Source organism: Streptomyces sp. CB01201 (assembly GCF_002803085.1).
Lineage (GTDB): Bacteria > Actinomycetota > Actinomycetes > Streptomycetales > Streptomycetaceae > Streptomyces > Streptomyces hundungensis.
In genome coordinates, this window is the sequence record NZ_NNBJ01000015.1 from 168,785 (window position 1) to 193,478 (window position 24,694).

The following is a 24,694-nucleotide window of genomic DNA, read 5'->3' on the forward strand; positions in this document are numbered from 1 at the left end:
GCCAATCGGATGGAGGCGGGATCAGCCATGGCACATGGGTACGTGACCAGGGCGGGGGTGGACGAGGGCGCGGGCGGTCGGCGGGCCACGGCCCGCACCTACGCGCTGCTGCCGCTGCGGATCTTCCTCGGCGTGACGTTCATCTACGCGGGCCTCGACAAGCTCACGGACAGCGCGTTCTTCCACGCGAGCGGCGCCGGCTCCATCGGGGAGCTGATGCACGGGGTGCGGGACAGTTCCGCGATCCCCGCCCTGGTGGACCTCGCCCTGAAGAGCCCCTCGGGGTTCGGCTACGCCATCGCGTTCGGCGAGCTGGCCGTCGGGATCGGCACCCTGCTCGGCCTGTTCGGGCGGCTCGCCGCACTGGGCGGCGCCCTCATCTCGCTCTCCCTGTGGCTCACGGTGAGCTGGCAGACCACCCCGTACTACTACGGCAACGACCTGGCCTACTTGATGGCCTGGCTCCCGCTCGTACTGGCCGGGACGCCCCTGCTGTCCGCGGACGCGTTCCTCGCGAGGCGGCGGCGCTTGCGCACCCCGTAGTCGATCCAGCTCACCAGCGAGGCGATGCCGAGGCCGCCGCAGACCAGCGGGATCACCACGGGCGAGGGCGTGTTCCAGCGCCCGGCCGCGTCCCCCGCGAACAGGACGGCCACGGCACCGAGGGCGAGCCCGGCGACCAGGCGGCCGGGGCGGAACTCATGACGCGGCACGGTCCACCTCCGCCTGTCCGACGCCGACCTTGAGGTGCAGTTCCAGCGTGCCGGCCGGCTCGGCGCCGGCCGGCGGCGCGAGCGTGGCCGTCCGCTTCTCGCCCGGCCGTACCTGGATGTGGTTCCCACCCTCGCCGGGCAACTGGATGTCACCGACTCCCATGTCGAAGCTCACCTTCACGGTCACGTCCTTCGGTACGACCACCTTGGCGCGGCCCGCGCCGACCGTCGCCCCGGTCGTCAGCGTCCGGCCCGGCGGCACGGCGACCCGGCTCAGGTCCAGGGTGGCGACGCCGCTCCCCAGCTCGTAGTCCGGCCGCACCCCGCCGATCGCGGTGGGCGTCCAGTCCGTCCGCACCCAGTGCGCGTCGATGGTCTTCGGCAGCGCGGCCGAGCCCGCGAGCAGGGCCGCGGTGAGCACCGCGAGGAACACCGTGCCGAAGCCGGTGCGGCCCAGGAACGAGCTGACGACCAGGCCGAGCGCGAACACCCCGAGCGCCGCGGCGAAGCCGGTCTCCAGGCCGGTGCCGAGCGGCTGGTGGCCCCAGCGGGCGCCGAGCCCGGCGCCGAAGGCGAGCAGGGCGAGGAAGAAGAGGAGCCCGCCGATGCGTCGCGGCCCCCGGTCGGCGCACGCGGCGGGCCGCGCGGCCTTGCGCGCCGCCTTGCCCGCCGGCGGGGCGTCCGTGTCCGCCGGGCCCCACAGATAGCCGCCGGCGACCGGCCCGGTGGTGCCGTCCTTGACGATCGGGTCCCGCCACCAGGAGGGCGGCGAGGGCGCGGGCGGCGCCTTCGTCTCCGGCGGTGCGTCCGCGACGGCCTGGGCCGCGACCGGATCGAGCGGGGTGTCGGGCGGGGTGGTCGAGCGGCGCTGCGACCAGACGGCGGCGCCCCCGAGCAGCAGCGCGAGCAGGACCGCGAACGTCAGCACCTCGCCGTTGCGCAGCATGGTGAGGAAGATTCCGCAGCCCGCGAGCGCCATCAGGACGGCGACCAGGGCCGCGCCCTCGACCCGGCCCGTGAGCAGCCGCCGGGCCTCGTTCTCGTCCTCGCCCTCCAGCGGCACGATCAGCCAGGCGAATCCGTAGAAGACGAGGCCGAGCCCGCCGGTCACGGAGAGCACGCCGAGCGCGATCCGGAAGATCACCGGGTCGATGTCGCAGTACCGGCCGAGGCCGCCGCAGACTCCGCCGATGACCTTGTTCTGGCCGCTGCGGCGCAACTGCGCGGCCTCGGGGGCCGGGTCGGGTGGCGCCAGGGGCGTCTCGGTCGGCGTGCTCATACGGACACCTCGGCTGGCGTGCTCATACGGACACCTGGGTCGGCGTGCTCATACCTACATGGTGACGGGCCCGTACGCCCCACGGCACCCGCCCCGACCCTGGCCTCACCCTGATTTCGACCCCGAGGGGGTGAGCCGGTGCCTCGCGCGGGGGAGGGTGGCTCCCCCGCGCGAGGGGGGCTGTCCTCAGGGAAGCCTGGGGGCCAACCCTGATGCCCGCGGGTCCGTGCTCGTGTGACGATCGTGGCATGCCAGTCGCCACCCCCCGCCTGTCGCCGCCCGAGGCCGACGACGCGCCGGTCCGCAAGCTGTACCGCTCCGCCGAGGGGCGGATGCTCGGCGGTGTCGCGCGCGGGCTCGCCGGACACCTCGGCCTTCCGGTGGTGTGGGTGCGGATCGCCTTCCTCGGGCTGCTCTCCATCAACGGCCTGGGCGCGCTGCTCTACGCGGTGTTCTGGTTCGTGGTGCCGCTGGGCCTGGGCGGTACGACGGCCGGGCCGCGCTCCGCGTTCGAGGTCAGCGCGGACGGCCGGCGCAGGCTGCGCAAGCCCGACAAGGGGCAGATCGTCGCGCTGGTCGCGCTCCTCTTCGGGGCCGCCGTCTTCGCCTCGAAGGTGGACGTCGGCGGCTGGGCCAATCCGTACGTCTTCCCCAGCATCCTCATCGGCTTCGGCGTGATCCTGGTCTGGCGCCAGGCCGACAACACCCGCCGGGCCCGCTGGACCGAGGGCGCCCGCCGCAGCCGCTGGCTCCCGGTGGCGCGGGGTCTCGCCGGGGTCGCCCTGGTCGGCACCGGGCTCACCGGCTTCGTCGTGGTCAACGGCTCGGCCGCACAGCTCGGCAACGTCCTGACGGCGGCGATAGCCGTGCTCGCCGGTGTCGCCCTGCTCGCCGGGCCCTATCTGGTGCGCATGACGCAGGACCTCTCCGAGGAACGCCTGATGCGCATCCGGGCCCAGGAGCGGGCCGAAGTCGCCGCCCACGTCCACGACTCGGTGCTGCACACCCTGACCCTGATCCAGCGCAACGCGGAGAACGTCGGAGAGGTGCGGCGCCTGGCCCGCGCGCAGGAACGGGAGTTGCGTGCCTGGCTGTACAAGCCGGAGGGCACCGGCAAGGAGGAGGAGCCCGAGACGCTCGCCGAGGCCGTGAAGAAGGCGGCGGCCGAGGTCGAGGACAAGCACGGCGTCCCGCTCGAAGTGGTGGTCGTCGGCGACTGCCCGCTGGACGACGGCCTGACCGCACAGATGCAGGCCGCACGCGAGGCAATGGTCAACGCGGCCAAGTACGGTGGCGAGGGCGGCGCCGTCCAGGTGTACGCCGAGGTCGAGGGCCGCACGGTCTTCGTCTCCGTGCGGGACCGCGGCCCCGGATTCGACCTGGACGCGGTTCCCGGCGACCGGATGGGCGTACGAGAATCAATCATCGGCCGGATGCGGCGCAACGGCGGTACGGCCAGGCTGCGTTCGGTGCCCGGTGGGGGCACGGAGGTCGAGCTGGAGATGGAGAGGGCACAGGGATGACCGAGGAAACGACAGGCCGCCACGTCAGGGTGGTCCTCGTCGACGACCACCGGATGTTCCGCACCGGAGTCCAGGCGGAGATCGGCCAGACCGACAGCACGGGCGTCGAGGTGGTCGGGGAGGCCGCCGACGTCGACCAGGCGATCACGGTCATCACCGCGACCCGGCCCGAAGTGGTGCTGCTCGACGTCCATCTGCCGGGTGGCGGCGGCGTCGAGGTGCTGCGCCGCTCGGCGGCCATGATGGCGGACGCGGAGCGGCCGGTCCGCTTCCTCGCGCTGTCCGTGTCGGACGCGGCGGAGGACGTGATCGGGGTGATCCGCGGCGGCGCCCGCGGCTATGTCACCAAGACCATCACCGGCACCGATCTGGTCGACTCGATCTTCCGGGTGCAGGACGGCGACGCGGTGTTCTCGCCGCGCCTGGCGGGCTTCGTCCTGGACGCGTTCGCCTCCACGGACGCGCCCCCGGTCGACGAGGACATGGACCGGCTCACCCAGCGCGAGCGCGAGGTGCTGCGGCTGATCGCCCGGGGCTATGCCTACAAGGAGATCGCCAAGCAGCTGTTCATCTCCGTCAAGACCGTCGAGTCCCATGTCTCGGCGGTGCTGCGCAAGCTCCAGCTCTCCAACCGGCACGAGCTGACCCGCTGGGCGACGGCACGCCGGCTGGTGTGAGCCGCTGGGGCGACCTGTCCTGCGCCGCTGGGGTGAGCGGCGGCTTTACCTGCGTAAAACCATGGCAAAACCGGCAACCCGGGCGCGCTCATGTCACTCTTGCCGGACGTGATGAGCCTGACCGGAACGCCCTTCTTCGTGACCGCGATCGTGGTGGCCGCGCTCGCCCTGCTGGTGCCGTTGCTCGTCTGGCACCGGGTCGGCGGCCCGGTCCTGGTCCGGGGAGCCGTGCGGCTCCTCATGGTGCTCACCGCCCAGGCCTCGGCGGTCGTCGTGGTGTTCGTCGCCGTCAACAACGCGAACGGCCTCTACGACACCTGGGGCGATCTGCTCGGCACCGAGGGCCATGTGGCCGCCGCGCCCAACCTGGGGGCCGACGGCACCGGCGGCCGCAGCATCGCCAAGGAGCCCCGGGTGCGGCAGGCGTTCGCCCCGGTCGAGGACGCGGCCCTCGGCGCCGGCGTCCAGGTCACCCATCTGACCGGCCGGGTCTCGGGGGCCGACGGCGAGGTCTACGTATGGCTGCCGCCGCAGTACGACGACCCGGCCTACCGGGCGAAGGACTTCCCCGTGGTGGAGCTGCTCGCGGGCTACCCCGGCTCCGCCAAGGACTGGTTCACCAACCTCGACGCCACCGAACAGCTGCGGCCGCTGATGGTGAAGGGCGAGGTCAAGCCGTTCATCCTGGTCGCGCCCCGCACCTCGCTGCTCGCCGGGCAGGACACCGGCTGCGCCAACGTGCCCGGTGTGGTCAACGCGGACAGCTGGCTGAGCGTGGACGTGCGCAAGATGGTCACCGACAACTTCCGTGCGCAGACCGGCGCCGACGGCTGGGCCGTCGCCGGGATATCGGCCGGCGCCCACTGCTCGGCCAAGCTCGCGATCGAGCACCCCGACCGCTACCGCGCGGCCGTCTCGCTGTCCGGCTACAACGACCCGGCCGCCGAGTCCGACTCGATCACGGCGAAGGACCCGGTGCTGCGCCGCGAGACCGATCCGCTGTGGATGCTGCGCCACGCCAAGCACCCGCCGCGCACCTCGCTCCTGCTGACCGGTCAGCCGGGCGACGGCTATGAGGACGCGCTCGCCCTGCGCGAGGCCGCGAAGACCCCCACCAGGGTGTGGGTGCAGAAGACGTACGGCGGCCATCTCAACGTGGTGTGGAAACCGCTCCTGCCCGAGGTGTTCCGCTGGCTGTCCGGCCAGGTGAGCGGCGTCCAGAAGGCGACGGGACCGGACGGCGGCCTGCGTCCCGACGGCGGGGCCCACGACGCCGCGGTCGTGCAGGCCACGGGCGAGGGGGTCGCAAGGAGGTAGGACGGAAGGAGGTAGGACGGAAGGCGTACGGCAGCGGTACGGGGTGAGAAGTAAAGGGCACGAGCCGTCACCCTTTGGTAAAATGCTGGCAAAGCGGGCAACTCGTGTTCTTGCTCGCCCCTCTTCCGTGGCGTGATGAGCCTGACCGGTACCCCCTTCCTCGTGATCGCGATCCTCGCGGCCGCGGCTGCCCTGCTGCTGCCACTCGTCCTGTGGACCAGGATCGGCGGTCCGGCGCTGGTGCGCTGGGTCTCGCGGCTCCTCATGCTCGGCTTCGCCCAGGTGACCGCGATCCTCGTGGTCTTCCTGTTCGTCAACAACGCCAACGGCCTGTACGACACCTGGGACGACCTGCTCGGCGGCGGCAATCATGTCAACGCCGCCCCCGACCTCGGCCCCGACGGCACCGGCGGCCGGAACGCGGCCACCGAGCCCAAGGTGAAGCAGAAGTTCGAGCCGTACACCAACAAGGTCGGCAAGGACGTCATGAAGACCATGCTCAAGGGCCAGGTCTCCGGCGTCGAGGGCGATGTGGCGGTGTGGCTGCCGCCGCAGTACAACGACCCGGAGTACAAGGACAAGTCCTTCCCCGTGGTCGAGCTGCTGCCCGGCTACCCGGGGTCGATAGGCGCCTGGTTCGGCACGCTGAAGGCGCAGGAGCAGCTCACGCCGATGATGCAGCGCGGCGAGGTCGCGCCGTTCATCCTGGTCTCGCCCCGCACCACCCTCCTGAGCGGCAAGGACACCGGCTGCGCGAACGTGCCGGGCGTGGTCAACGCGGACACCTGGCTGAGCGTGGACGTGCGCAAGATGGTCACCGACAACTTCCGCGCGCAGACCGGGGCCGACGGCTGGGCCGTCGCCGGATACTCCGCGGGCGCCCACTGTGCCGCCAAGCTCGCCGTGGAGCACCCCGACCGCTACCGGGCCGGCGTCGACCTGTCCGGCTACAACGACCCGGCCGCCGAGAAGGACTCGATCACCGCGAAGGACCCCAAGCTGCGCGAGGAGTCCAACCCGCTGTGGATCCTGAAGCACGCCAAGACCCCGCCGCACGTCTCGCTGTTCGTCTCCGGCGAGCAGACCGACGGCTTCGCGGACGGGCTCGCCCTGAAGAAGGCCGCCAAGGCGCCCACCGCGGTGACCGTGCTCAAGCTCAACGGCGGCGGCCACGCCAGCGCGGTGTGGAAGACCCAGGTCCCGGAGGTGTTCCGCTGGCTGACCAAGGAGATGGGTGCCATGGCCAAACCGGGCGGCGGGCGCGGCATCTGACGTAACGTCAGCTCGGCTGGACTCGGCTCGGCCCGGCTCGCCCCGGGTCGACGCTCAACCGGGCACCCCACCGGGCGGACCGCCCAGGTGAACCGCTCAGGCGGGCCGGACGGCCCCCGCGAACGGCATCTGGTCGATCGGCGCGACCCGGACCGGCGCCCCCGGGTGCGGCGCGTGGATCATCTTGCCGCCACCGATGTAGAGCCCGACATGGCTGATCCCGGAGTAGAAGAACACCAGGTCGCCCGGCTGGAGCTGGGAACGCGGGACTCTGCTGCCCGAGTTGATCTGCGTATACGTGGTGCGCGGCAGCTGCACCCCGGCCGAGCGCCAGGCGGCCTGGGTCAGGCCCGAGCAGTCGAAGGACGAGGGACCGGTGGCGCCCCAGACGTACGGCTTGCCGAGCGCCCCGTAGGCGAAGGCGACGGCGGCCGCGGCGCGGGCACTGGGGGCGGTCGCGAGGGGGGCGGTCCCGGGCGTGCCGCGCGGGGCGTCGGCCGAGCGGCTGGCCCGGGTGTCGCCGGGGGCCGCGTCGGCTTCCTCGTAGGAGGCCCGCTCCGGCGCGCTGAGCTGGGCCAGCAGGGCCTCGGCCGAGGTGATCTTCGACTGGATGTCGCTCTTCTGGCGCGCCAGCGTGGCCTGCCGGCCGCGCAGCTCGGTGAGCTTCCCGTCAGCCGTGGAGCGCAGCCGGTCCAGCTCGGCGAGCTGCTTGCGCACCCCGGCCACGGCGACCGCGGTACGGTCACCGGCCCGCTCGGCGAGGGCCGCGTCGTCCAGGTACCGCTTCGGGTCGGACGACAGGATCAGCTGGAGTTCCGGGGCGACCGTGCCGCTGCGGTACTGGGCCGCCGCGAGCGAACCGAGCGCGTTGCGGGCGGTGTTGAGCTGCTCGGTCCTGCGGGCGGCCTCGTCGCGCAGCCCGTTCAGCGAACGCGCGGCCGCGTCCGCCTTCTCCTTCGTCCCGTCGTACGCCTCCGTCGCCACCTCGGCGTCGTGGTACAGCTGGTCGACCTTGGCCTTGACCTGGGCCGGGGTGAGCTTCGGCTCGGCGTGCCCGGAGCCCTCGAAGAGGGTGGCGGTGGCCGCCGACGCCAGCGCGAGTGTCGCGGCGGTGCGGGCGGCGGGGCCGCCGAGCGGATGCTGCTTGGGCTTTCGGTGCGCAGCCACGAGGGCCTTCACGTCCTTCCGTACGGCAGTACTTCCGCGCTGCGGCTCCCGATGACGGGGCCGTTCCGGCGACGGACCGCACAGGGGGAGCGGCCCGCCGCCGGATCTTTCGGCGGGGCGACCGACAGCCGCCCGTGGAGCGGCGGCGGTGGGGAGTCGGTCACCTGGGGGAGGACGCTAAACCTGGAGACACGGTCGAGCGACGGACTGACGGGAAGTGCCGCTTTCCGGCGGATCCGTGACCGACTCCGACCGGAGCCGGGGCGATGACCCCCGGGATCCGTGCCTGCTGTGACCGAAGGGCCGGTTGGGCCGTACCCGCCGTCCGGCGCCTGCTAAGCGGGAATTAGGCTCCGGCCCATGGACGTACTCATCAATGTCTTCGTCGGCCTGCACATCATCGGCATCGCTTCGCTGCTCGGCGGATTCCTGACGCAGATGAAGGCGATGAGCGCGGGCACCGCCCGCTTCGTCCCGGCGATGCTGCACGGCGCCCTGACCATGCTGGTCACCGGCGTCGCCCTGGTCGGCCTCAACCAGGCCGACGACATGAGCGTGAACACCCTCAAGATCGGCGTGAAGCTCGCGGTCCTGATCGTGATCCTCGGGCTCGTCTATGTGAAGCGCGACGACGAGAAGATCGAGAAGCCCCTGTTCGGCGCGGTCGGCGCCCTCACCGTCGTGAACATCTTCATCGCACTGCTCTGGCACTGAGTCCGTGGCGCGATGGCGGACCGGGCCCGGCAGGCCTAGCCGGGTCTGACCGCCCCGTAGATCGGCATGGAGTAGATCGACTCCTCGCGGACGTACGCCCCGGAGTGCGGCGCGTGGATCATCATGCCGCCGCCTGTGTACATGCCGACATGGCTGATGTCGTCGTAGAAGAAGACCAGGTCGCCGGGTTGCAGATCGGCCGTGGCGACCCGGGTGCCCACCTCGACCTGGTCCCAGGTCGTGCGCGGCAGATCCACCCCGGCGGCCTTCCACGCGGCCTGCGTGAGCCCCGAGCAGTCGTAGGAGGCCGGCCCGGTCGCGCCCCACACGTACGGCTTGCCCAGCTGCGCGCGGGCGAAGGCGAGCGCCTTGGCGGCCTTGGACGACCCGGGCGCGGACGGGCCGGACGGTGTGGTGGGTGTGGTGGGTGCGTGGCCGGCGGGCGGGGTGGGCTGCTCCTTCGCGGCGGCCGCCTGCTGTGCGGCCAGCTCGGCGGCCCTGCGCCTGGCCTCGTCCTGCCGCTTCTTCTCCAGCGCGGCCAGGCGCTCCTTCTCCTGCGCGGTCAGCGTCGACAGCAGGGTGCGGGCCGCCGCGAGCCTGCCCTGCACCTCCTCCTTGCCGGCCCGTAGCGTCCGCTGCGAAGTGGTCAGCGCGGCCAGGCCCCGGCCGGCCTCGGCCCGCTTCTTCGCGTTGGCCGCGCGCTGCGCCTCGAAGGTGGTCAGCGTCTTGTGCTGCTCCTCGGAGAGGCGGCCCATGAGCTGGTCCTGGTCGAAGAAGGCCTGCGGGTCGTCCGAGAACAGCAGCCGCATGGTCGGGGTGACGCCGCCGTCGCGGTACTGGGCGGCGGCATAACCGCCTATGACGCGACGGGTGTCGTTCAGCTTCGCGGTGCCGGCCGCCACCTGGTCGAGCAGCGAGTCGACCTTGGCCTGCTGGGTGGAGGTGGCCTCCTTGGCCGCGTCGTACTTCTGAGTGGCCAGATCCGCCTGCCGGTAGAGGTCGTCGACCTTCTTCCGCACCTCTTCGATGCTCGGCCTCGGCGCGGCCGGCGCCGCGTCCGCGCTCTGCGCCAGCAGGCCCACCGAGGCGAGCGCGGCCGTCGTGACGCCCAGGGCGGGGACGGCGGGGCGGGTTCTGGTGCGCGGCTTGCGGTGTGAGGGCAAGGCCGACACCTCCTTCCGGATCCTTCCGGACGGGGGCGTTCCCCCGGCTTGCTGCGGCACGCTAGCCAACTCCCTTGTCGCCTGGGAAGGTTGATGTCCGACAGGCCCGATACATTCCCGTGACCTTTACGGTGCGTAGTCGCGGACGCTCGCTCCGAAGGCGGCGGCGGAGTGTCCGAAGGCGGGGGCGGACTGTCAGAGGGGCGGCCTAGACTCGGGAGACGATGAGCAGCCTCTTTGACGACAGCTTCCTGGCGGACCTCCAGCCCTCAGAGGAGGAGCACCCGCCCCCGCCCGAGGAGTCGCACGCACCCGAAGCGGTGCCGGACGACCTGTTCGGCGGCCGGTTCGACGCGCCCGTGGACCGCGACGCCCACTACCGCGGCGGCGCCCCGCGCCCGGTGCTCGACGCGGCCGCCCTCCTGGAGGGGCTGAACGAACAGCAGCGTGCCGCCGTGGTGCACGCGGGATCGCCGCTGCTCATCGTGGCCGGAGCCGGTTCCGGCAAGACCCGGGTGCTCACGCACCGCATCGCCCACCTCCTCGCCACCCGGGGGGTGCACCCCGGCCAGATCCTGGCGATCACCTTCACCAACAAGGCCGCCGGTGAGATGAAGGAGCGCGTCGAGCAGCTCGTGGGCCCGCGTGCCAACGCGATGTGGGTCATGACCTTCCACAGCGCCTGCGTCCGGATCCTGCGCCGCGAGTCGAAGAAGCTGGGCTTCACCTCGTCCTTCTCGATCTACGACGCGGCCGACTCCAAGCGCCTGATGGCGCTGGTCTGCCGCGACCTCGATCTGGACCCGAAGAAGTTCCCGCCCAAGTCGTTCAGCGCCAAGGTGTCCAACCTGAAGAACGAGCTGATCGACGAGGAGACCTTCGCGGGCCAGGCGGTAGACGGTTTCGAGAAGACGCTCGCCCAGGCCTACACGATGTACCAGGCGAGGCTGCGCGAGGCCAACGCGCTCGACTTCGACGACATCATCATGACCACGGTCCACCTGCTCCAGGCGTTCCCGGACGTGGCCGAGCACTACCGGCTGCGCTTCCGGCACGTCCTGGTCGACGAGTACCAGGACACCAACCACGCCCAGTACACGCTGGTGCGGGAGCTGGTGGGCCCCTCCGGCGAGGCGCAGGCGCCCGCCGAGCTGTGCGTGGTGGGCGACGCCGACCAGTCGATCTACGCCTTCCGCGGCGCGACGATCCGCAACATCCTCCAGTTCGAGGAGGACTATCCGAACGCCACGACGATCCTCCTGGAGCAGAACTACCGCTCCACCCAGACGATCCTGTCCGCCGCCAATGCGGTGATCGAGCGCAACGAGAGCCGCCGCCCCAAGAACCTGTGGACGGACGCCGGCCCCGGTGCGCAGATCACCGGCTATGTCGCCGACACCGAGCACGACGAGGCGCAGTTCGTCGCCGACGAGATCGACCGGCTCACCGACAAGGCCGAGGCCAAGGCGGGCGATGTCGCGATCTTCTACCGCACCAACGCGCAGTCCCGGGTCTTCGAAGAGATCTTCATCCGGGTCGGCCTGCCCTACAAGGTCGTCGGCGGCGTCCGCTTCTACGAGCGCAAGGAGGTCAGGGACGTCCTGGCCTACCTGCGCGTCCTGTCGAACGCGGAGGACACCGTCCCGCTGCGGCGCATCCTCAACGTTCCCAAGCGCGGCATCGGCGAGCGCGCCGAAGCCATGATCGACGCGCTGTCGTCACGCGAGAGGATCACCTTCCCGCAGGCGCTGCGCCGCGTCGACGAGGCGTACGGCATGGCGGCCCGCTCGGCCAACGCGGTCAAGCGCTTCAACGCCCTGATGGAGGAGCTCCGCACGATCGTGGACTCGGGCGCCGGCCCCGCGGTCGTCCTCGAAGCCGTCCTCGAACGCACCGGATATCTGGCCGAGTTGCAGGCGTCCACCGACCCACAGGACGAGACCCGCATCGAGAACCTCCAGGAACTGGCCGCCGTGGCCCTGGAGTTCGAGCAGGAGCGCAGCGAGGAGGAGGGCACGGGAACGCTCGCGGAGTTCCTGGAGAAGGTCGCCCTGGTGGCCGACTCCGACCAGATCCCCGACGAGGACCAGGACGGCTCGGGGGTCATCACCCTGATGACGCTCCACACCGCCAAGGGCCTGGAGTTCCCGGTCGTGTTCCTCACCGGCATGGAGGACGGCGTCTTCCCGCACATGCGGGCGCTCGGCCAGGTCAAGGAGCTGGAGGAGGAGCGCCGTCTCGCCTACGTCGGCATCACGCGCGCCCGCGAGCGGCTGTATCTGACGCGCTCCTCGATGCGCAGCGCCTGGGGCCAGCCCTCGTACAACCCGGCCTCGCGCTTCCTGGAGGAGATCCCGGTCCAACACCTGGAGTGGAAGCGGACGGGCCCGATGGCCGCCCCGGCCGGTCCCATGTCCAGCAAGTCGCTCGGCGGCGGGATCGGCAGCTCGCTGTCCTCCTCGCGCGCCAAGTCGGGCCCCTCGGGCTTCGCGACCCGGCGCGGCAACGACAAGCCGGTCATCGCGCTGTCGGTCGGCGACCGGGTCACCCACGACCAGTTCGGCCTGGGCACCGTGATGTCGGTGACCGGCTCGGGGTCGGACGCCCAGGCCACGATCGACTTCGGCGACGAACGCCCGAAGAAGCTGCTGCTGCGGTACGCGCCGGTCGAGAAGCTGTAGCCGGCGGCCCCTCGGGGCCTTCGGGTCAGGTCGGGTCCAGGCCGTGGCTGCGCAGCCACGGCAGGGGGTCTATCGACGATCCGCCGTGCGGCCGTACCTCGAAGTGGAGGTGCGGCCCGGTGGAGTTGCCCGAGTTCCCCGAGTAGGCGATGACCTCGCCCGCCTTCACCGGACCCGAGCGGAACTTGGTGCTGGACAGATGGCAGTACCAGGTCTCGGTGCCGTCGGCGCCGGTCACTATGGCCATGTTGCCGTAGGCGCTGTTCCACTGCGTGCGGATCGTGCCGTCGATCGCGGACATCACGGGGGTGCCGTACGAGACCGGGAAGTCGATGCCGGTGTGCACCGACATCCAGTTGACGCCGGCCTGCCCGTAGTACGCGCTCAGCCCCTTCTGCGTCACCGGCAGGACGAACTTGGGGCGCGCGGCCTCCTTCGCGGCGGCCGCGTCCTCCTTCTTCTTCTTCTCCGCGTCCTGGCGGGCCTTGAGGTCGATACGTTCCTGCGTCCGGCTCGCCCGGTCCGCGAAGCTGTTGGCGTCCGCGCTGAGATTGGCGAGCTGGGTGTCCAGCTTGGTGTTGGCGGCGACCGGCTTGACCGAGGCCGGATCGGACGCGGCGGCCACCGTGCCACCCTCGTCCTTGCTTCCGCTCATCCCACCGACGGAGGCGACCGCGACACCCGCGACGCCCATCACGCATACGGACGGCACCGCGACGGTCAGCAGCGCCGAACGCTTGGCGGGCGTACGCCGCCGACGGCTCGCCGCGCGCCGCGCCTCGGCCCGCGAGGCGGCCACCGCCGCGCCGGGCAGGTCGCCGGGGCTGTCGTCCGGGCCGGGCTCGGACTCGGCCGTGACCTCGACGGTCCCGATGAGCTCCACCGGCTCCACCAGCTCCACCTGAGGGAACTCGGCCGTCTGGTGCGGGAGTTGAGGCTCGGGCGCGCTCTCGGGCCGAAGCCCGGTCTGTCCGGTCGGCTGGGCCTGTGCGGCCTGCTGGGCCTGCGGGAAGGCGGCGGTCTGGTCGGCCGTCGTCGCGTTCCACGCGGTCGCGTCGTAGGTGCCGGTCTCGGTGTGGGTGCCGGGCACGGCCCACTGCCCCGTGGTGTCGTACGCGGAGGCGAACGCGGAGTTGTCGTACTGACCCGTGCCCTGGGCCTGGTTCCACGCGGTGGCGTCCCACTGGCCCGTCGTGTCGAAGGTGCCCGTGTCGAAGGCGTTGGTGCCCGGGGTGCTGGGCATCGTGAAGCCGGTGGTGGGGAAGGCGCCGGTGTCAGCGGGGTGCGGGGCGAAGCCCTGGCCGGCGAACGTGCCGGTCTCGAACTGGCCCGTGGCGAAAGCGCCGGTCTGGAAGGCGCTGCTGTCGAAGCCGCCGGTCGCGCTGTCCCGTCCGTACGCCGGCGCCTGGGCCGGAACCGTCCACTGGCCGGTGGCGTCGTACGGGGAGGCGAAGGCGCCGGTGTCGAACTGGCCGGTGTGGCCTGGCTGCTGGGCGTTCCGGTCGGCGTAACCGTCGTGCATCGCGCCGAAGAGCGGATCGACGGCGAAGCTTCCGGTGTGCTGCGGCTGGGGGGCGTTGCCGTCATGGCCACTGCTGCCGTTGAGGTAACCGTCGTGTCCGACGTACCCGGCGTGGGCGTGCTGGTCAGTCACCAACTTCTCTCTCGCCTCGGCAACAGATCCTGCGGGCCGGGGTCCGAAAGGGCGGGGATCCCGGGGACGGCAGTGGCGTGACTGTACCCGGCGGTATGCGACAGCGACAATCTTCCGCGGGCTCCGTTGTCCCGGGAAACGGGCAATCAGTCGCGTTTCGGCGGGCTGTGTGCAGAGCCTTGGCCCTGTGTTCGGGATTCGTTCGACGAATACGGGGAAGCCCCGGGGGCGAAATCGGGCCAGGGGATGGGGGGTTCGCCGCACGGGCCCGGCCGGGCCCGGCCGCCACGCGGTCCCGGTGCGGTCGAGGTGCGGGAGATGTGTGGATGGCGGGCGGGTTCTCTGTCCGGCGTGCCGCGGGGCGCGTGGCCTTCGCTCAGGCCACCGAGAACGCGTCCTGGTCGGCGGTCTCCGCGTCCGCCGAGGTCAGCGCCTGACGCACTCCGGCGGCGACGGCCGGGTGCACCGGCATGGCCAGATGTCCGATTCCCGTCACCCGGACGTTCTGGGCGAGCAGGTCCGGGTGCTCCACGCGGGCCGTCTCGACGGGGATCATCAGCGTGTCGAGATCGCTCCAGAAACTCACGAACCGGGTGCGGATGCCGGGCGCGGGCCGACGCAGCTCCTCGACGAGGGCGGAGCCGGGGCACATCTGCCGCAGGATCGGGTGGGCGTGGGCGAGTTGAGCCGTACGCGTCCCGGAATGCGGGGTGCCGAGCGTGACGAGCGTACGGACCCGGCGGTCGCCGCCCTGTCGCTGCACGTAGTAGCGGGCTATCAGACCGCCCAGGCTGTGCCCGACGATGTCCACCTCGGCATGGCCGGTGCGGGCGCAGATGTCCTCGACATGGCGGCCGAGCAGCTCGGCGGCGACCTTGATGTCGACGGTCAGCGGCGAGTAGTTGAGGGACTCGACATGCCGCCAGCCGTGCCGGGCCAGCGAACGGCGCAGCAGGACGAAGACGGAACGGTTGTCGATGAAGCCGTGCAGCAGGACCACGGGTGGGTGCGAGCGGCCGGCGGTGGGCAGCTGCGGCGCGGTGGTGGCGTCGATCGCGGGGTGCTGTTCGGCGGTGAGGCCCGAGGGGTAGAGCAGCAGGTGCCCGGCCAGCACCGCGAGGTCGAGGGCGGTGGCCCGGATCAGGGCCGCCGAGAGCCATGCCCGGCGCAGACACGACGGCAGAAGCGATAAGAGCTGCACGGCGGCGACCTCCCGAATGGCACACGGAAGGCCGCTCCGTCCCCCGTATGCCCTCATGGGGATCCGCCGGTGAGGGTTCCGCCCGGCCGGCCCGAAAAAAGAGGGCCGGACCACCGTGCTGCGCGGCTGGCAGCACGGTGGTGCGGCGCCTTCGTAGCGGCTCCCCTTGCGACCGTGCCCACACGGTGGCGAGGGCCCTCCGGCCGGGGCAGGGGGGCCGACTGATGCGGGTACGGTGCAAAACGAACGTGTCCCACGTGTGATTTCCCCCTCCCTCTCCACCGTGAAACGGCGGGTTGCGGGATGCTGTCGATAACGTTCGTTCACTTCCCCGGCTCTTTGGCGCGGGGTGCGCAGGTGGGACATGTGGAGGCAGTGATGGGTGTAACTGGTCCGATCCGCGTGGTGGTGGCCAAGCCGGGGCTCGACGGTCACGATCGCGGGGCCAAGGTCATCGCGCGGGCGCTGCGTGACGCCGGCATGGAGGTCATCTACACCGGGCTGCACCAGACGCCCGAGCAGATCGTCGACACCGCGATCCAGGAGGACGCCGATGCGATCGGGCTCTCCATCCTGTCCGGGGCGCACAACACCTTGTTCGCGAAGGTGCTGGAGCTCCTGAAGGAGCGGGATGCGGAGGACATCAAGGTGTTTGGTGGGGGCATCATTCCGGAGGCGGACATTCCGCCGCTGAAGCAGCTCGGGGTTGCGGAGATCTTCACTCCCGGGGCGACGACGGCGTCCATTGTGACCTGGGTCAATGCGAATGTGCGGCAGCCGGCGGGGGCGTAGGTTCTTTGGGGGGCGGTTTGCCCACCCTCCCGCCCGTTGCCCGGGGTTGGTTGGTTCCGGTTTCCCCTGGGGCTCCGCCCCAGACCCCGTTCGCGCCTTAAGGGCGCTCGTCCTCAAACGCCGGACGGGCTGAGGATGGCTGCGCTGGCCCGTACCGAGGCATTCGGGGCCACCTACAGGGGCGCGGGGCTGTGACATGTGCGCGGCTTCGCCGCGGTGGGCGCGACTGGGGAGATGCCGGGCCGCCTACAGGGGCGCGGGGCTGTGACATGTGCGCGGCTCCGCCGCGGTGGGCGCGACCGGGGAGGCGCCGGGTCGCTTACAGGGGCGCGGGGAACTGCGCGAACGGCCACGCACGGCCCACAGCCGAAAGCAGGGCCAGGGGGCGCGGGGAACTGCGCGGCCAGCTACGCACGGGCTGCGGACGGGATGGGCCCGAGGGGGAGCCCCGCGCTCGGCGGCTGGGTGGGCCCGGGCTTCGGGGCGCGGAGGGGGTCCCCGTTAAGGGGACAGTTCCGCTCGCAGCGTGGCTCTCAGGCGCAGCGTGGCGACGAGGCGCTGGAAGGCCTCGGCCCAGTAACCCCCCGCCCCCGGCGACGCCCCCTCCCGCTCCGGCGGCGTAGCCGTCAGCGCCTCCAGGCGGGGCGACTCCGCAGGGTCGAGGCAGCGCTCGGCCAGGCCCATCACCCCGCTGAAGCTCCAGGGGTAGCTTCCCGCGTCCCGCGCGATCTCCAGCGCGTCCACGACCGCCCGCCCCAGCGCCCCCGCCCACGGCACCACACACACGCCGAGCAGTTGGAACGCCTCCGACAAGCCGTGCGCGGATATGAACCGAGCCACCCAGTCCGCCCGTTCGGGCTCCGCGAGGATGGACAGGAGCTTGGCCCGCTCGGCCAGCGACGCCGTCCCCGCGCCCTCGCCCGGCGGCGCGGACGGCGCGCCGAGCAGAGCCCGCGCCCACTCCGCGTCCCGCTGTCGCACGGCCGCCCGGCACCACGCCGCGTGCAGCTCGTCGCCCCAGTCGTCGGCTACGGGCAGCGCCACGAGTTCGGAGACCGGACGCCCGCCGAGCCGCCGCGGCCACGTGGCGAGCGGCGTCGCCTCGACCAACTGGCCGAGCCACCAGGACCGTTCACCCCGCCCGGCCGGAGGGCGCGGCGCGACCCCGTCCCGCTGCATCGCCGCATCGCACTCGTGCGGCGCCTCCACCGAGATCGTCGCCACCTCGCCGGTACGGTCCAGGGACACGCAGGACGCCGCACGCTCGGCCATCCGCCCCGCGAGCGCCGAACCGGGCAACGCGGAGAGCAGCTCCGCCGCGGTCGCCCGCACATTGCGGCTGCGGTCGGCGAGCGCCTGTTCCAGGAACGGTTCGTCCGCGGCCGAGAGCCGGTCGCGCAGCGAGTCCAGGAACATCAGCCGGTCCTCGGCCCGTTCGGTCGACCAGGTCGTGGCGAGCAGCGCCCGCCCCGCCTGCGCGTCGTACGCCCGCACCGCTTCGAGCAGGGCCACCCGCTCGGCGAACAGGCCCTCTTCCCAAAGGAGTTGGACGGCAGGGGTGTCCCCGGGCTCCGGCAGTACCGACCCGCCCGACGCCCCGCGCTGGGCGAAGCGCCACTCCGGGTTGAGCCGGGCCAGCCACAGTCCCCGCGGGCCCGCGAAGGCCAGCGCCTGGGGTCGCAGATCCGTGCGGGCCCGGGCCGCGTCGAGCAGGGTGGGCAGCAGCTCGGCCGGTGCGCGCAGACCGCGCTCATTGGCCAGGGCCAGCCATTGGGGAAGCAGTTCTCCCAGGTCGGGCGCGCTCCCGCGCCGGCCCCCGGCATGCGCGGGCGCCGAACGGTCGGCGAGGAGCAACGCCAAGCGCCGCCGCGCCGCTTCGGGCAGCGCGGGCCGGTCGTCCGGCGGGGCGTCCGGTGGGCGCACCCCCGCAGCCGCCGGAACGAGCCCCGCCCTGCGCCGCAGGGTCTGCGCGGCGGCGGCATCGAGCAGCTCCCCGGGCCCCCCGGCCCCCGGCCGCCGATCGGTACCGAGCAGCGCAGTGGTCACCAACTCCTCCCAGGCCCCGGCCTCAACCCCGGGCCCCGCGCCGCCCGTCTCCACGCTGGTTGCCCCCCTAGTCGTGCTGGTCATCGAACCCCCTCCGTACCGCTGATGTCCTGGTCCGCCCCCTGTACGGCACCCGTTCGCACCGCCGGCCCGGTCCTCACCCGTCCCCGCGCGGGCCCCACCCGCACCGCCACCGCCACCGTCCCCACCCGGGCCATCCCGCACCCACCCGTTCCGTATCGGCTCGTCGCCCGCAGTCCGCTCACGTCAGGGCCACCGCCTCCGTCGATCCCCGCGGCCAAGCGGTCAGTGGGGTGAAGCCCCGGTGGCCGCATTCGCCGAAGACCGTCACCGGGGCGCCCCCGGACATCGCCGCCAGCCTCCACAGGGCGGAGCGTGCCGTGCCCGGTGTCACGGGGAGGGCCAACTCGTCGTCGAAGTCGGCCAGTTGCCAGTGGTCGTCGCCCTCCTTCGGGGGCGTCGGTATCGCCGCGGTCAACGTCGTCGGGTACGACTCCAGCCAGGGGTCGTCCAGGAGCGCCCGCCCGTACCGCTCGACCGCCTCGGTCGCCGTGCCGCCCGGGGGCGGGCCGTCGGGCGCGGGCCCGGTCCCGTACCGCTCACCCAGGGCCGCCCGCAGTTGTCCCGCGCCGGGGTACGGCGTCAGGTCGGCGTCGATCGTCAGGCCCACCGGCAGTGCTGTGCCGGGAGCCCGGCCCGCCGCCCCGAAGTCCAGGACCAGCGCCGAGCGGTGCGACTCCCTGCCGTACAGCCAGATGCGGCGGGTGGTCAGCTTCGCGTCGGCCGTGTCGTACTGGGCGAGGACCTGCCAGCGGTCGCGTAGCGCGGGGCCCCGCGGGGCGGCGGGCACCCCGACGCGGGAGCGGACCGTGGCGGCCAACGGCTCCGGCAGCTCGGCCCGGCCGAGCCAGGCCCGGTCGAGGAGGTGCAGCAGAGCGCACTCCTCCAGGAGCCGCATCGGCCAACCCGGGCCGGAGCCCGGTATCGCACCCAACTCCCTTACCAGAGAGGCAAGTCCGGGCGCTTGCGCGTCGACCATGCGGGCGGCCGTCTCCTCCCACAGGCCGTACCCGGGGCGCTCGGCCGCCGCGATCCCGCCGCGCAGCAAGTCGGCCAGGCGCTGCTCCAGCTCGGCGGCCCCGGCGCTGACCCGCTCCGCCCGCTTCTCGGCCCGGCGCCGAGCCGCCTCCACATCAACCGGGCCCGATTCTCCGTCAGTTGGACCGGACTCGGCCTTCGTCGCGCGCGCCCGCCTGCCCTTCAGCCACTGCTCGGCCCAGTCCGGCGGCGCCCCGGTGGCCGGCACGGCCTGTTCGTCCGCCGACCAGAGCAGCAGCAGTCCCACCGTGTGCTTGCACGGGAACTTCCGGCTCGGGCAACTGCACTTGTACGCCGGGCCAGTTGTGTCGATCACCGCCTGGTACGGCTTGCTGCCGCTGCCCTTGCACAGGCCCCACACCGCCCCCGTCCCGTCGCACCCGCTCTCCGACCACGGCCCGGCCGTGCCGAGCCTGCTTCCCGCCTTGCGTGACGCATCGTCAGGCGCCAGTGCGAGCACCTGATCCGCCGTCCAGCGCACCCCCTGCTGAGTCATGTCATCGAAGGTACGTGCGCCCACTGACAATCGCTCTGACCTGCGGAGATGGCCGGTCGACGGGTGATTGTCAGTGGCGTGGTGCACGGTGGAGACCACAAGCCGGTCGAACGTCTGATGCGACCTGGAGGGGGAGCCATGACCATGTCCGAAATCGAGTCCGTACCCACCGAATCCCGCGCGGAGACCGCGACGGAAGAGGCCCTGCGGCCGCACGCCGAGCAGGCCTTCGCGGACGAGCTGGCGGCGCTCGCCGCGGCGGACGACCGCCCGCGTCCGGCCCGTTGGCGGCTCTCGCCCTGGGCGGTCGCCACCTACCTCCTCGGCGGCACGCTGCCCGACGGCACCGTGATCACGCCGAAGTACGTCGGCCCCCGGCGCATCGTCGAGGTCGCGGTCACCACCCTGGCCACCGACCGCGCGCTGCTCCTGCTCGGCGTCCCCGGCACCGCCAAGACCTGGGTCTCGGAGCACCTCGCGGCCGCGGTCAGCGGCGACTCGACCCTCCTGGTGCAGGGCACCGCCGGCACCCCGGAGGAGGCCATCCGCTACGGCTGGAACTACGCGCAACTGCTGGCCAACGGCCCGAGCCGGGCCGCGCTCGTGCCCAGCCCGGTCATGCGGGCCATGGCGCAGGGCATGACCGCCCGGGTCGAGGAGCTGACGCGCATCCCGGCCGATGTGCAGGACACCCTGATCACGATCCTGTCCGAGAAGACGCTGCCCATCCCGGAGTTGGGTGCCGAGACCCAGGCCGTGCGGGGCTTCAACCTGATCGCCACCGCGAACGACCGCGACCGCGGGGTGAACGAGCTGTCCAGCGCGCTGCGCCGCCGCTTCAACACGGTGGTCCTGCCGCTGCCGGCGACCGCCGAGGCGGAGGTCGACATCGTGTCGCGCCGGGTCGACCAGCTCGGCCGCTCCCTCGACCTGCCCGCGGTGCCCGACGGCATGGCGGAGATCCACCGCGTCGTCACCGTCTTCCGCGAGCTGCGCGACGGGGTGACCACGGACGGCCGCACCAAGCTCAAGTCCCCTTCGGGGACGCTCTCCACGGCCGAGGCGATCTCCGTGGTGACCGGCGGCCTAGCCCTCGCCGCGCACTTCGGCGACGGGGTGCTCAGGGCGGGCGACGTGGCCGCCGGAATCCTCGGCGCGGTGGTGCGCGACCCGGCGGCGGACCGCGTCATCTGGCAGGAGTACCTGGAGACGGTCGTCCGCGAGCGGGACGGCTGGAAGGACTTCTACCGCGCCTGCCGCGAGGTGTCCGTATGACGGCGCCGGCCGCGACGCACGCCACCGGGGGGCCGTTGCTGCTCGGGGTGCGCCACCACGGCCCCGGCTCGGCGCGTGCGGTGCGGGCCGCACTGGACGCCGCCCGGCCCGCTGCCGTGCTCATCGAGGGGCCGCCCGAGGGCGACGCCCTGCTGGCCCTCGCCGCCGACGAGGCCATGCGGCCACCGGTCGCGCTGCTCGCCCATGTCGTGGACGACCCGGGGCGGGCCGCGTTCTGGCCGATGGCCGAGTTCTCGCCCGAGTGGGTGGCGATCCGCTGGGCCCTGGACCATGGCGCGCGGGTCCGCTTCATCGACCTGCCCGCCGCCCACTCGCTGGCCGCGGCGGAGGAGCCCGCGCAGGAGGACGCCGGGCCGCGGGTCGACCCCATCGGGGCGCTCGCCGAGGCCGCCGGGTACGACGACCCGGAGCGCTGGTGGGAGGACGTCGTCGAGCACCGGGGCGCGGCCGCGGACCCGCGTGCGCCGTTCGCCGCGCTCGCCGAGGCCATGGCCGTACTGCGCGAGACGTACGGGGACGGCGGCCATCCGCGGGATCTGATCCGCGAGGCCCATATGCGGCAGCAACTGCGCGCCACCACAAGGGAGTTCGGCAATGAGGTCGCCGTCGTCTGCGGTGCCTGGCATGTGCCCGCGCTCGCCGGGAAGTTCACCGTGGCCGCCGACCGCGCGCTGCTCAAGGGACTGCCCAAGGTCAGGACGGAGCTGACCTGGGTGCCCTGGACGCACCGCAGGCTCGCCCGGCGCAGCGGCTACGGCGCGGGCATCGCCTCACCGGGCTGGTACGGGCACCTGTTCGCCGCGGCCGACCGGCCGGTCGAGCGCTGGATGACCAAGGTGGCCGGGCTGCTGCGCGCGGAGGACCGCCAGATCTCGTCCGCCCACGTCATCGAGGCGGTCCGGCTCGCCGGGACGCTCGCCGCGATGCGCGGACGTCCGCTGCCCGGTCTCGCCGAGACCACCGACGCCGTACGGGCCGTGATGTGTGAGGGCTCCGACGTCCCGCTCGGCCTGATCCAGGACCGGCTGATCGTGGGGGACGTGCTCGGCGAGGTGCCCGACGCGGCGCCCGCCGTCCCGCTCCAGCGCGATCTCGTACGGACCCAGCGCACCCTGCGGCTCAAACCGGAGGCGCTGGAGCGGGAGTTGGAGCTTGATCTCCGCAAGGAGACCGACGCGGGGCGCAGCAGGCTGCTGCACCGGCTGAGCCTGCTCGGCATCGGCTGGGGAGAGCAGACCCGGGCCCGTTCCACCGGCACCTTCCGGGAGAACTGGCGGCTGCGCTGGGAGCCCGAGCTGTCGGTGCGGGTCGCCGAGGCCGGGGTGTGGGGCACCACCGTGCTGGGCGCCGCCACCGCGAAGGCCGAGTCGGAGGCGGCCGCCGCGAGCGCGCTCGGGGCGATCACGGCGCTGGCCGAGCGCTGTCTGCTGGCCGAACTGCCGGACGCGCTGCCGGTGGTGATGCGCGCGCTCGCCGACCGGGCCGCGCTCGACACGGACGTCGCCCACCTCGCCCAGGCGCTGCCCGCCCTCGCCCGCACGCTGCGCTACGGAGACGTACGCGGCACCACGACCGCCGGTCTCGCCGAGGTCGCGGCAGGCCTGGCCGAGCGCATCTGTGTCGGCCTGCCGCCCGCCTGCGCGGCCCTCGACGCGGACGGCGCCGCCGAGATGCGCACCCATGTGGACGCCGTGCACAGCGCGATCGGGCTGCTCGCCGATCCGGCCGGCGCCGGCCCGGACGGCCTGCGCGAGCGCTGGTCCGCGGTGCTCGGCAGGCTCGCCTCGCGCGAGACCGTGCCCGGCGTGCTGCGCGGCCGTGCGGTGCGGCTGCTGCTCGACGACGGCCGGATCGGGAGCGAGGACGCGGCCCGCCACATGGGCCTCGCGCTCTCGCCGGGCACCGCCCCGGCCGACGCGGCCGCCTGGATCGAGGGGTTCGTCGGCGGCGCGTCCGGCGGCGGCATGCTCCTGGTCCACGACGAGCGGCTGCGCGACCTCGTCGACGGCTGGCTCACGAGCGTGGCACCGGAGGCCTTCACCGACGTACTGCCGTTGCTGCGGCGGACGTTCGCCGCGTACGAGGCGGGCGTGCGGCGCACCTTGGGCGAGCTGGTGCGGCGCGGTCCCGCCGTGCGGACCGGACCCGGCGAGGCGTCCGCCCCCGGATTCGGCACGGCCCTCGACGCGGCCCGTGCCGACGCCGTACTGCCGCTGCTGGCCCTGTTGCTCGGCCCGGACGGGCCCGGCGACACCGACGACCCGGCACGGCCCGTAGACCCGAGAAGACCCGCAGACCCGAACGGAACGGACGAACTTGGCGCACCCGGCATCCTCGACGATCCCAACGACCTTGTGGAGGTGGGCAAGTGACGACCAGCACGCGACCAAGTGATGACGAGCGCCTGCGGCGCTGGCGCCTGGTGCTCGGCGGGGAGCCCGGCGCCGAGGGGACCGGCCGCGCCCTCACCGGGCAGGACGCGGCCATGGACGGCGCGCTCACCGCGCTCTACGGCGGCCGGAACGGCGCCAAGGGCGGGAGCAAGGACCGCGCGGCCGGGCTCGGGGCGTCGGCGCCGTCCGTCGCGCGCTGGCTCGGCGACATCCGTACGTACTTCCCGAGCTCGGTCGTGCAGGTCATGCAGCGCGACGCCATCGAGCGGCTCGGGCTCGCCGCGCTGCTCCTGGAGCCGGAGATGCTGGAGGCCGTCGAGGCCGACGTGCACCTGGTCGGCACGCTGCTCTCGCTGAACAAGGTGATGCCCGAGACCACCCGGGAGACCGCGCGCGCCGTGGTCCGCAAGGTCGTCGAGGATCTGGAGAAGCGGCTCGCCACCCGCACCCGGGCCACCCTCACCGGCGCCCTCGACCGCAGCACCCGCATCAGCCGGCCCCGTCACCGGGACATCGACTGGGACCGCACGATCAGGGCCAACCTCAAGAACTACCTGCCCGAGTACCGCACCGTCGTGCCCGAACGGCTCGTCGGATACGGGCGGGCGGCGCGGGGCGTGAAGAAGGACGTCGTGCTGTGCATCGACCAGTCCGGCTCGATGGCCGCCTCCGTCGTCTACGCCTCGGTGTTCGGCGCGGTCCTCGCCTCGATGCGCTCGATCGCGACCCGCCTGGTCGTCTTCGACACCGCCGTCGTGGACCTCACCGACCAGCTCGACGACCCCGTCGACGTCCTGTTCGGCACCCAGCTCGGCGGCGGCACCGACATCAACCGGGCGCTCGCGTACTGCCAGTCGCAGATCACCCGTCCTGCCGACACGGTGGTCGTTCTGATCAGTGATCTTTACGAGGGCGGGATACGGGCCGAGATGCTGAAGCGGGTCGCCGCGATGAAGGCGTCCGGGGTCCAGTTCGTGGCCCTGCTCGCGCTCTCCGACGAGGGCGCCCCGGCCTACGACCGCGACCATGCCGCCGCGCTCGCCGCACTGGGCGCCCCGGCCTTCGCCTGCACCCCGGACCTCTTCCCCGAGGTGATGGCCGCGGCGATCGAACGGCGGCCGCTGCCGATACCCGAGGCGTGAGGGAGGTCATACGGCGACGCACGCTGAGCAGGTGATCTGTGACAGGTAT

General features: G+C 72.7%; 19 protein-coding genes. 11 read left to right on the plus strand and 8 right to left on the minus strand.

Going from position 1 to position 24,694, the window contains the following annotated elements:
- Window positions 1-27 precede the first annotated feature (27 nt).
- Window positions 28-543 (plus strand): DoxX family protein, encoded by a 516-nt coding sequence (locus tag CG740_RS28800; protein WP_100578186.1) that lies wholly within the window; start codon window positions 28-30, stop codon window positions 541-543.
- Here the strand turns inward: CG740_RS28800 and CG740_RS28805 are convergent.
- Both CG740_RS28805 and CG740_RS28810 read right to left on the minus strand, forming a co-directional pair.
- Window positions 447-713, minus strand: a complete 267-nt coding sequence (locus CG740_RS28805) for a hypothetical protein (protein WP_100578187.1) — start codon at window positions 711-713, stop codon at window positions 447-449. The genes CG740_RS28800 and CG740_RS28805 overlap by 97 nt on opposite strands.
- The gene (locus tag CG740_RS28810) at window positions 700-1,992 is read right to left on the minus strand and encodes a PspC domain-containing protein (RefSeq protein ID WP_100578188.1); all 1,293 of its coding nucleotides are present in this window, start codon (window positions 1,990-1,992) and stop codon (window positions 700-702) included. The genes CG740_RS28805 and CG740_RS28810 overlap by 14 nt, the downstream gene beginning before the upstream one ends.
- 248 nt (window positions 1,993-2,240) lie before the next feature.
- Between CG740_RS28810 and CG740_RS28815 the strand changes: the two genes are divergently transcribed.
- From CG740_RS28815 to CG740_RS28830, 4 genes are all read left to right on the plus strand, one after another.
- Entirely contained in the window at window positions 2,241-3,515 is a 1,275-nt protein-coding gene (locus tag CG740_RS28815; protein WP_100578189.1) for a PspC domain-containing protein, read from the plus strand.
- Window positions 3,512-4,192, plus strand: coding sequence for a LuxR C-terminal-related transcriptional regulator (locus CG740_RS28820; RefSeq protein ID WP_100578190.1), 681 nt, complete (start codon window positions 3,512-3,514; stop codon window positions 4,190-4,192). Before CG740_RS28815 ends, CG740_RS28820 begins: the two co-directional genes overlap by 4 nt.
- 111 nt (window positions 4,193-4,303) lie before the next feature.
- The gene (locus tag CG740_RS28825) at window positions 4,304-5,509 is read left to right on the plus strand and encodes an alpha/beta hydrolase (protein ID WP_100578191.1); all 1,206 of its coding nucleotides are present in this window, start codon (window positions 4,304-4,306) and stop codon (window positions 5,507-5,509) included.
- Window positions 5,510-5,644: 135 nt separating this feature from the next.
- Window positions 5,645-6,781 (plus strand): alpha/beta hydrolase, encoded by a 1,137-nt coding sequence (locus CG740_RS28830; protein WP_100578192.1) that lies wholly within the window; start codon window positions 5,645-5,647, stop codon window positions 6,779-6,781.
- A gap of 96 nt (window positions 6,782-6,877) precedes the next feature.
- Here the strand turns inward: CG740_RS28830 and CG740_RS28835 are convergent, their stop codons facing one another.
- Window positions 6,878-7,948 (minus strand): C40 family peptidase, encoded by a 1,071-nt coding sequence (locus tag CG740_RS28835; protein ID WP_100578230.1) that lies wholly within the window; start codon window positions 7,946-7,948, stop codon window positions 6,878-6,880.
- 360 nt (window positions 7,949-8,308) lie between these two features.
- Between CG740_RS28835 and CG740_RS28840 the strand changes: the two genes are divergently transcribed.
- A complete protein-coding gene (locus CG740_RS28840; RefSeq protein ID WP_100578193.1) occupies window positions 8,309-8,662 on the plus strand; it encodes a hypothetical protein in 354 nt (117 codons plus the stop codon).
- Window positions 8,663-8,697: 35 nt separating this feature from the next.
- Here the strand turns inward: CG740_RS28840 and CG740_RS28845 are convergent, their stop codons facing one another.
- Window positions 8,698-9,834 carry a C40 family peptidase gene (locus CG740_RS28845; RefSeq protein ID WP_100578194.1) on the minus strand — a complete coding sequence of 379 codons (1,137 nt, stop codon included), beginning with the start codon at window positions 9,832-9,834 and terminating at the stop codon, window positions 8,698-8,700.
- A gap of 215 nt (window positions 9,835-10,049) precedes the next feature.
- Between CG740_RS28845 and pcrA the strand changes: the two genes are divergently transcribed.
- Entirely contained in the window at window positions 10,050-12,506 is a 2,457-nt protein-coding gene (pcrA, locus tag CG740_RS28850; RefSeq protein WP_100578195.1) for a DNA helicase PcrA, read from the plus strand.
- A gap of 25 nt (window positions 12,507-12,531) precedes the next feature.
- Here pcrA and CG740_RS28855 read toward each other — a convergent pair whose 3' ends face one another.
- Entirely contained in the window at window positions 12,532-14,160 is a 1,629-nt protein-coding gene (locus tag CG740_RS28855) for a M23 family metallopeptidase (protein ID WP_100578196.1), read from the minus strand.
- A 376-nt stretch (window positions 14,161-14,536) separates the two neighbouring features.
- Window positions 14,537-15,361, minus strand: a complete 825-nt coding sequence (locus tag CG740_RS28860) for an alpha/beta fold hydrolase (RefSeq protein ID WP_234376525.1) — start codon at window positions 15,359-15,361, stop codon at window positions 14,537-14,539.
- 378 nt (window positions 15,362-15,739) lie between these two features.
- Between CG740_RS28860 and CG740_RS28865 the strand changes: the two genes are divergently transcribed.
- Window positions 15,740-16,153 carry a cobalamin B12-binding domain-containing protein gene (locus CG740_RS28865; protein WP_100578231.1) on the plus strand — a complete coding sequence of 138 codons (414 nt, stop codon included), beginning with the start codon at window positions 15,740-15,742 and terminating at the stop codon, window positions 16,151-16,153.
- 501 nt (window positions 16,154-16,654) lie between these two features.
- On the opposite strand, the gene CG740_RS28870 is transcribed toward CG740_RS28865, so the two are convergent.
- Both CG740_RS28870 and CG740_RS28875 read right to left on the minus strand, forming a co-directional pair.
- Window positions 16,655-18,283 (minus strand): DUF5691 domain-containing protein, encoded by a 1,629-nt coding sequence (locus CG740_RS28870; RefSeq protein ID WP_199846604.1) that lies wholly within the window; start codon window positions 18,281-18,283, stop codon window positions 16,655-16,657.
- Between the two features lie 178 nt (window positions 18,284-18,461).
- Window positions 18,462-19,814, minus strand: a complete 1,353-nt coding sequence (locus tag CG740_RS28875; protein ID WP_100578233.1) for an SWIM zinc finger family protein — start codon at window positions 19,812-19,814, stop codon at window positions 18,462-18,464.
- A 138-nt stretch (window positions 19,815-19,952) separates the two neighbouring features.
- Here CG740_RS28875 and CG740_RS28880 point away from each other — a divergent pair, with 138 nt between their 5' ends.
- The 3 genes from CG740_RS28880 to CG740_RS28890 are packed head-to-tail and all read left to right on the plus strand — an operon-like array spanning window position 19,953 to window position 24,645.
- A complete protein-coding gene (locus CG740_RS28880; RefSeq protein WP_100578198.1) occupies window positions 19,953-21,089 on the plus strand; it encodes an ATP-binding protein in 1,137 nt (378 codons plus the stop codon).
- On the plus strand, window positions 21,086-23,482 hold the full coding sequence (locus CG740_RS28885; RefSeq protein WP_234376526.1) for a DUF5682 family protein: 2,397 nt from the start codon (window positions 21,086-21,088) through the stop codon (window positions 23,480-23,482). Before CG740_RS28880 ends, CG740_RS28885 begins: the two co-directional genes overlap by 4 nt.
- Window positions 23,479-24,645, plus strand: coding sequence for a VWA domain-containing protein (locus CG740_RS28890; RefSeq protein ID WP_100578199.1), 1,167 nt, complete (start codon window positions 23,479-23,481; stop codon window positions 24,643-24,645). The genes CG740_RS28885 and CG740_RS28890 overlap by 4 nt, the downstream gene beginning before the upstream one ends.
- The last annotated feature ends 49 nt before the right edge of the window (window positions 24,646-24,694 follow it).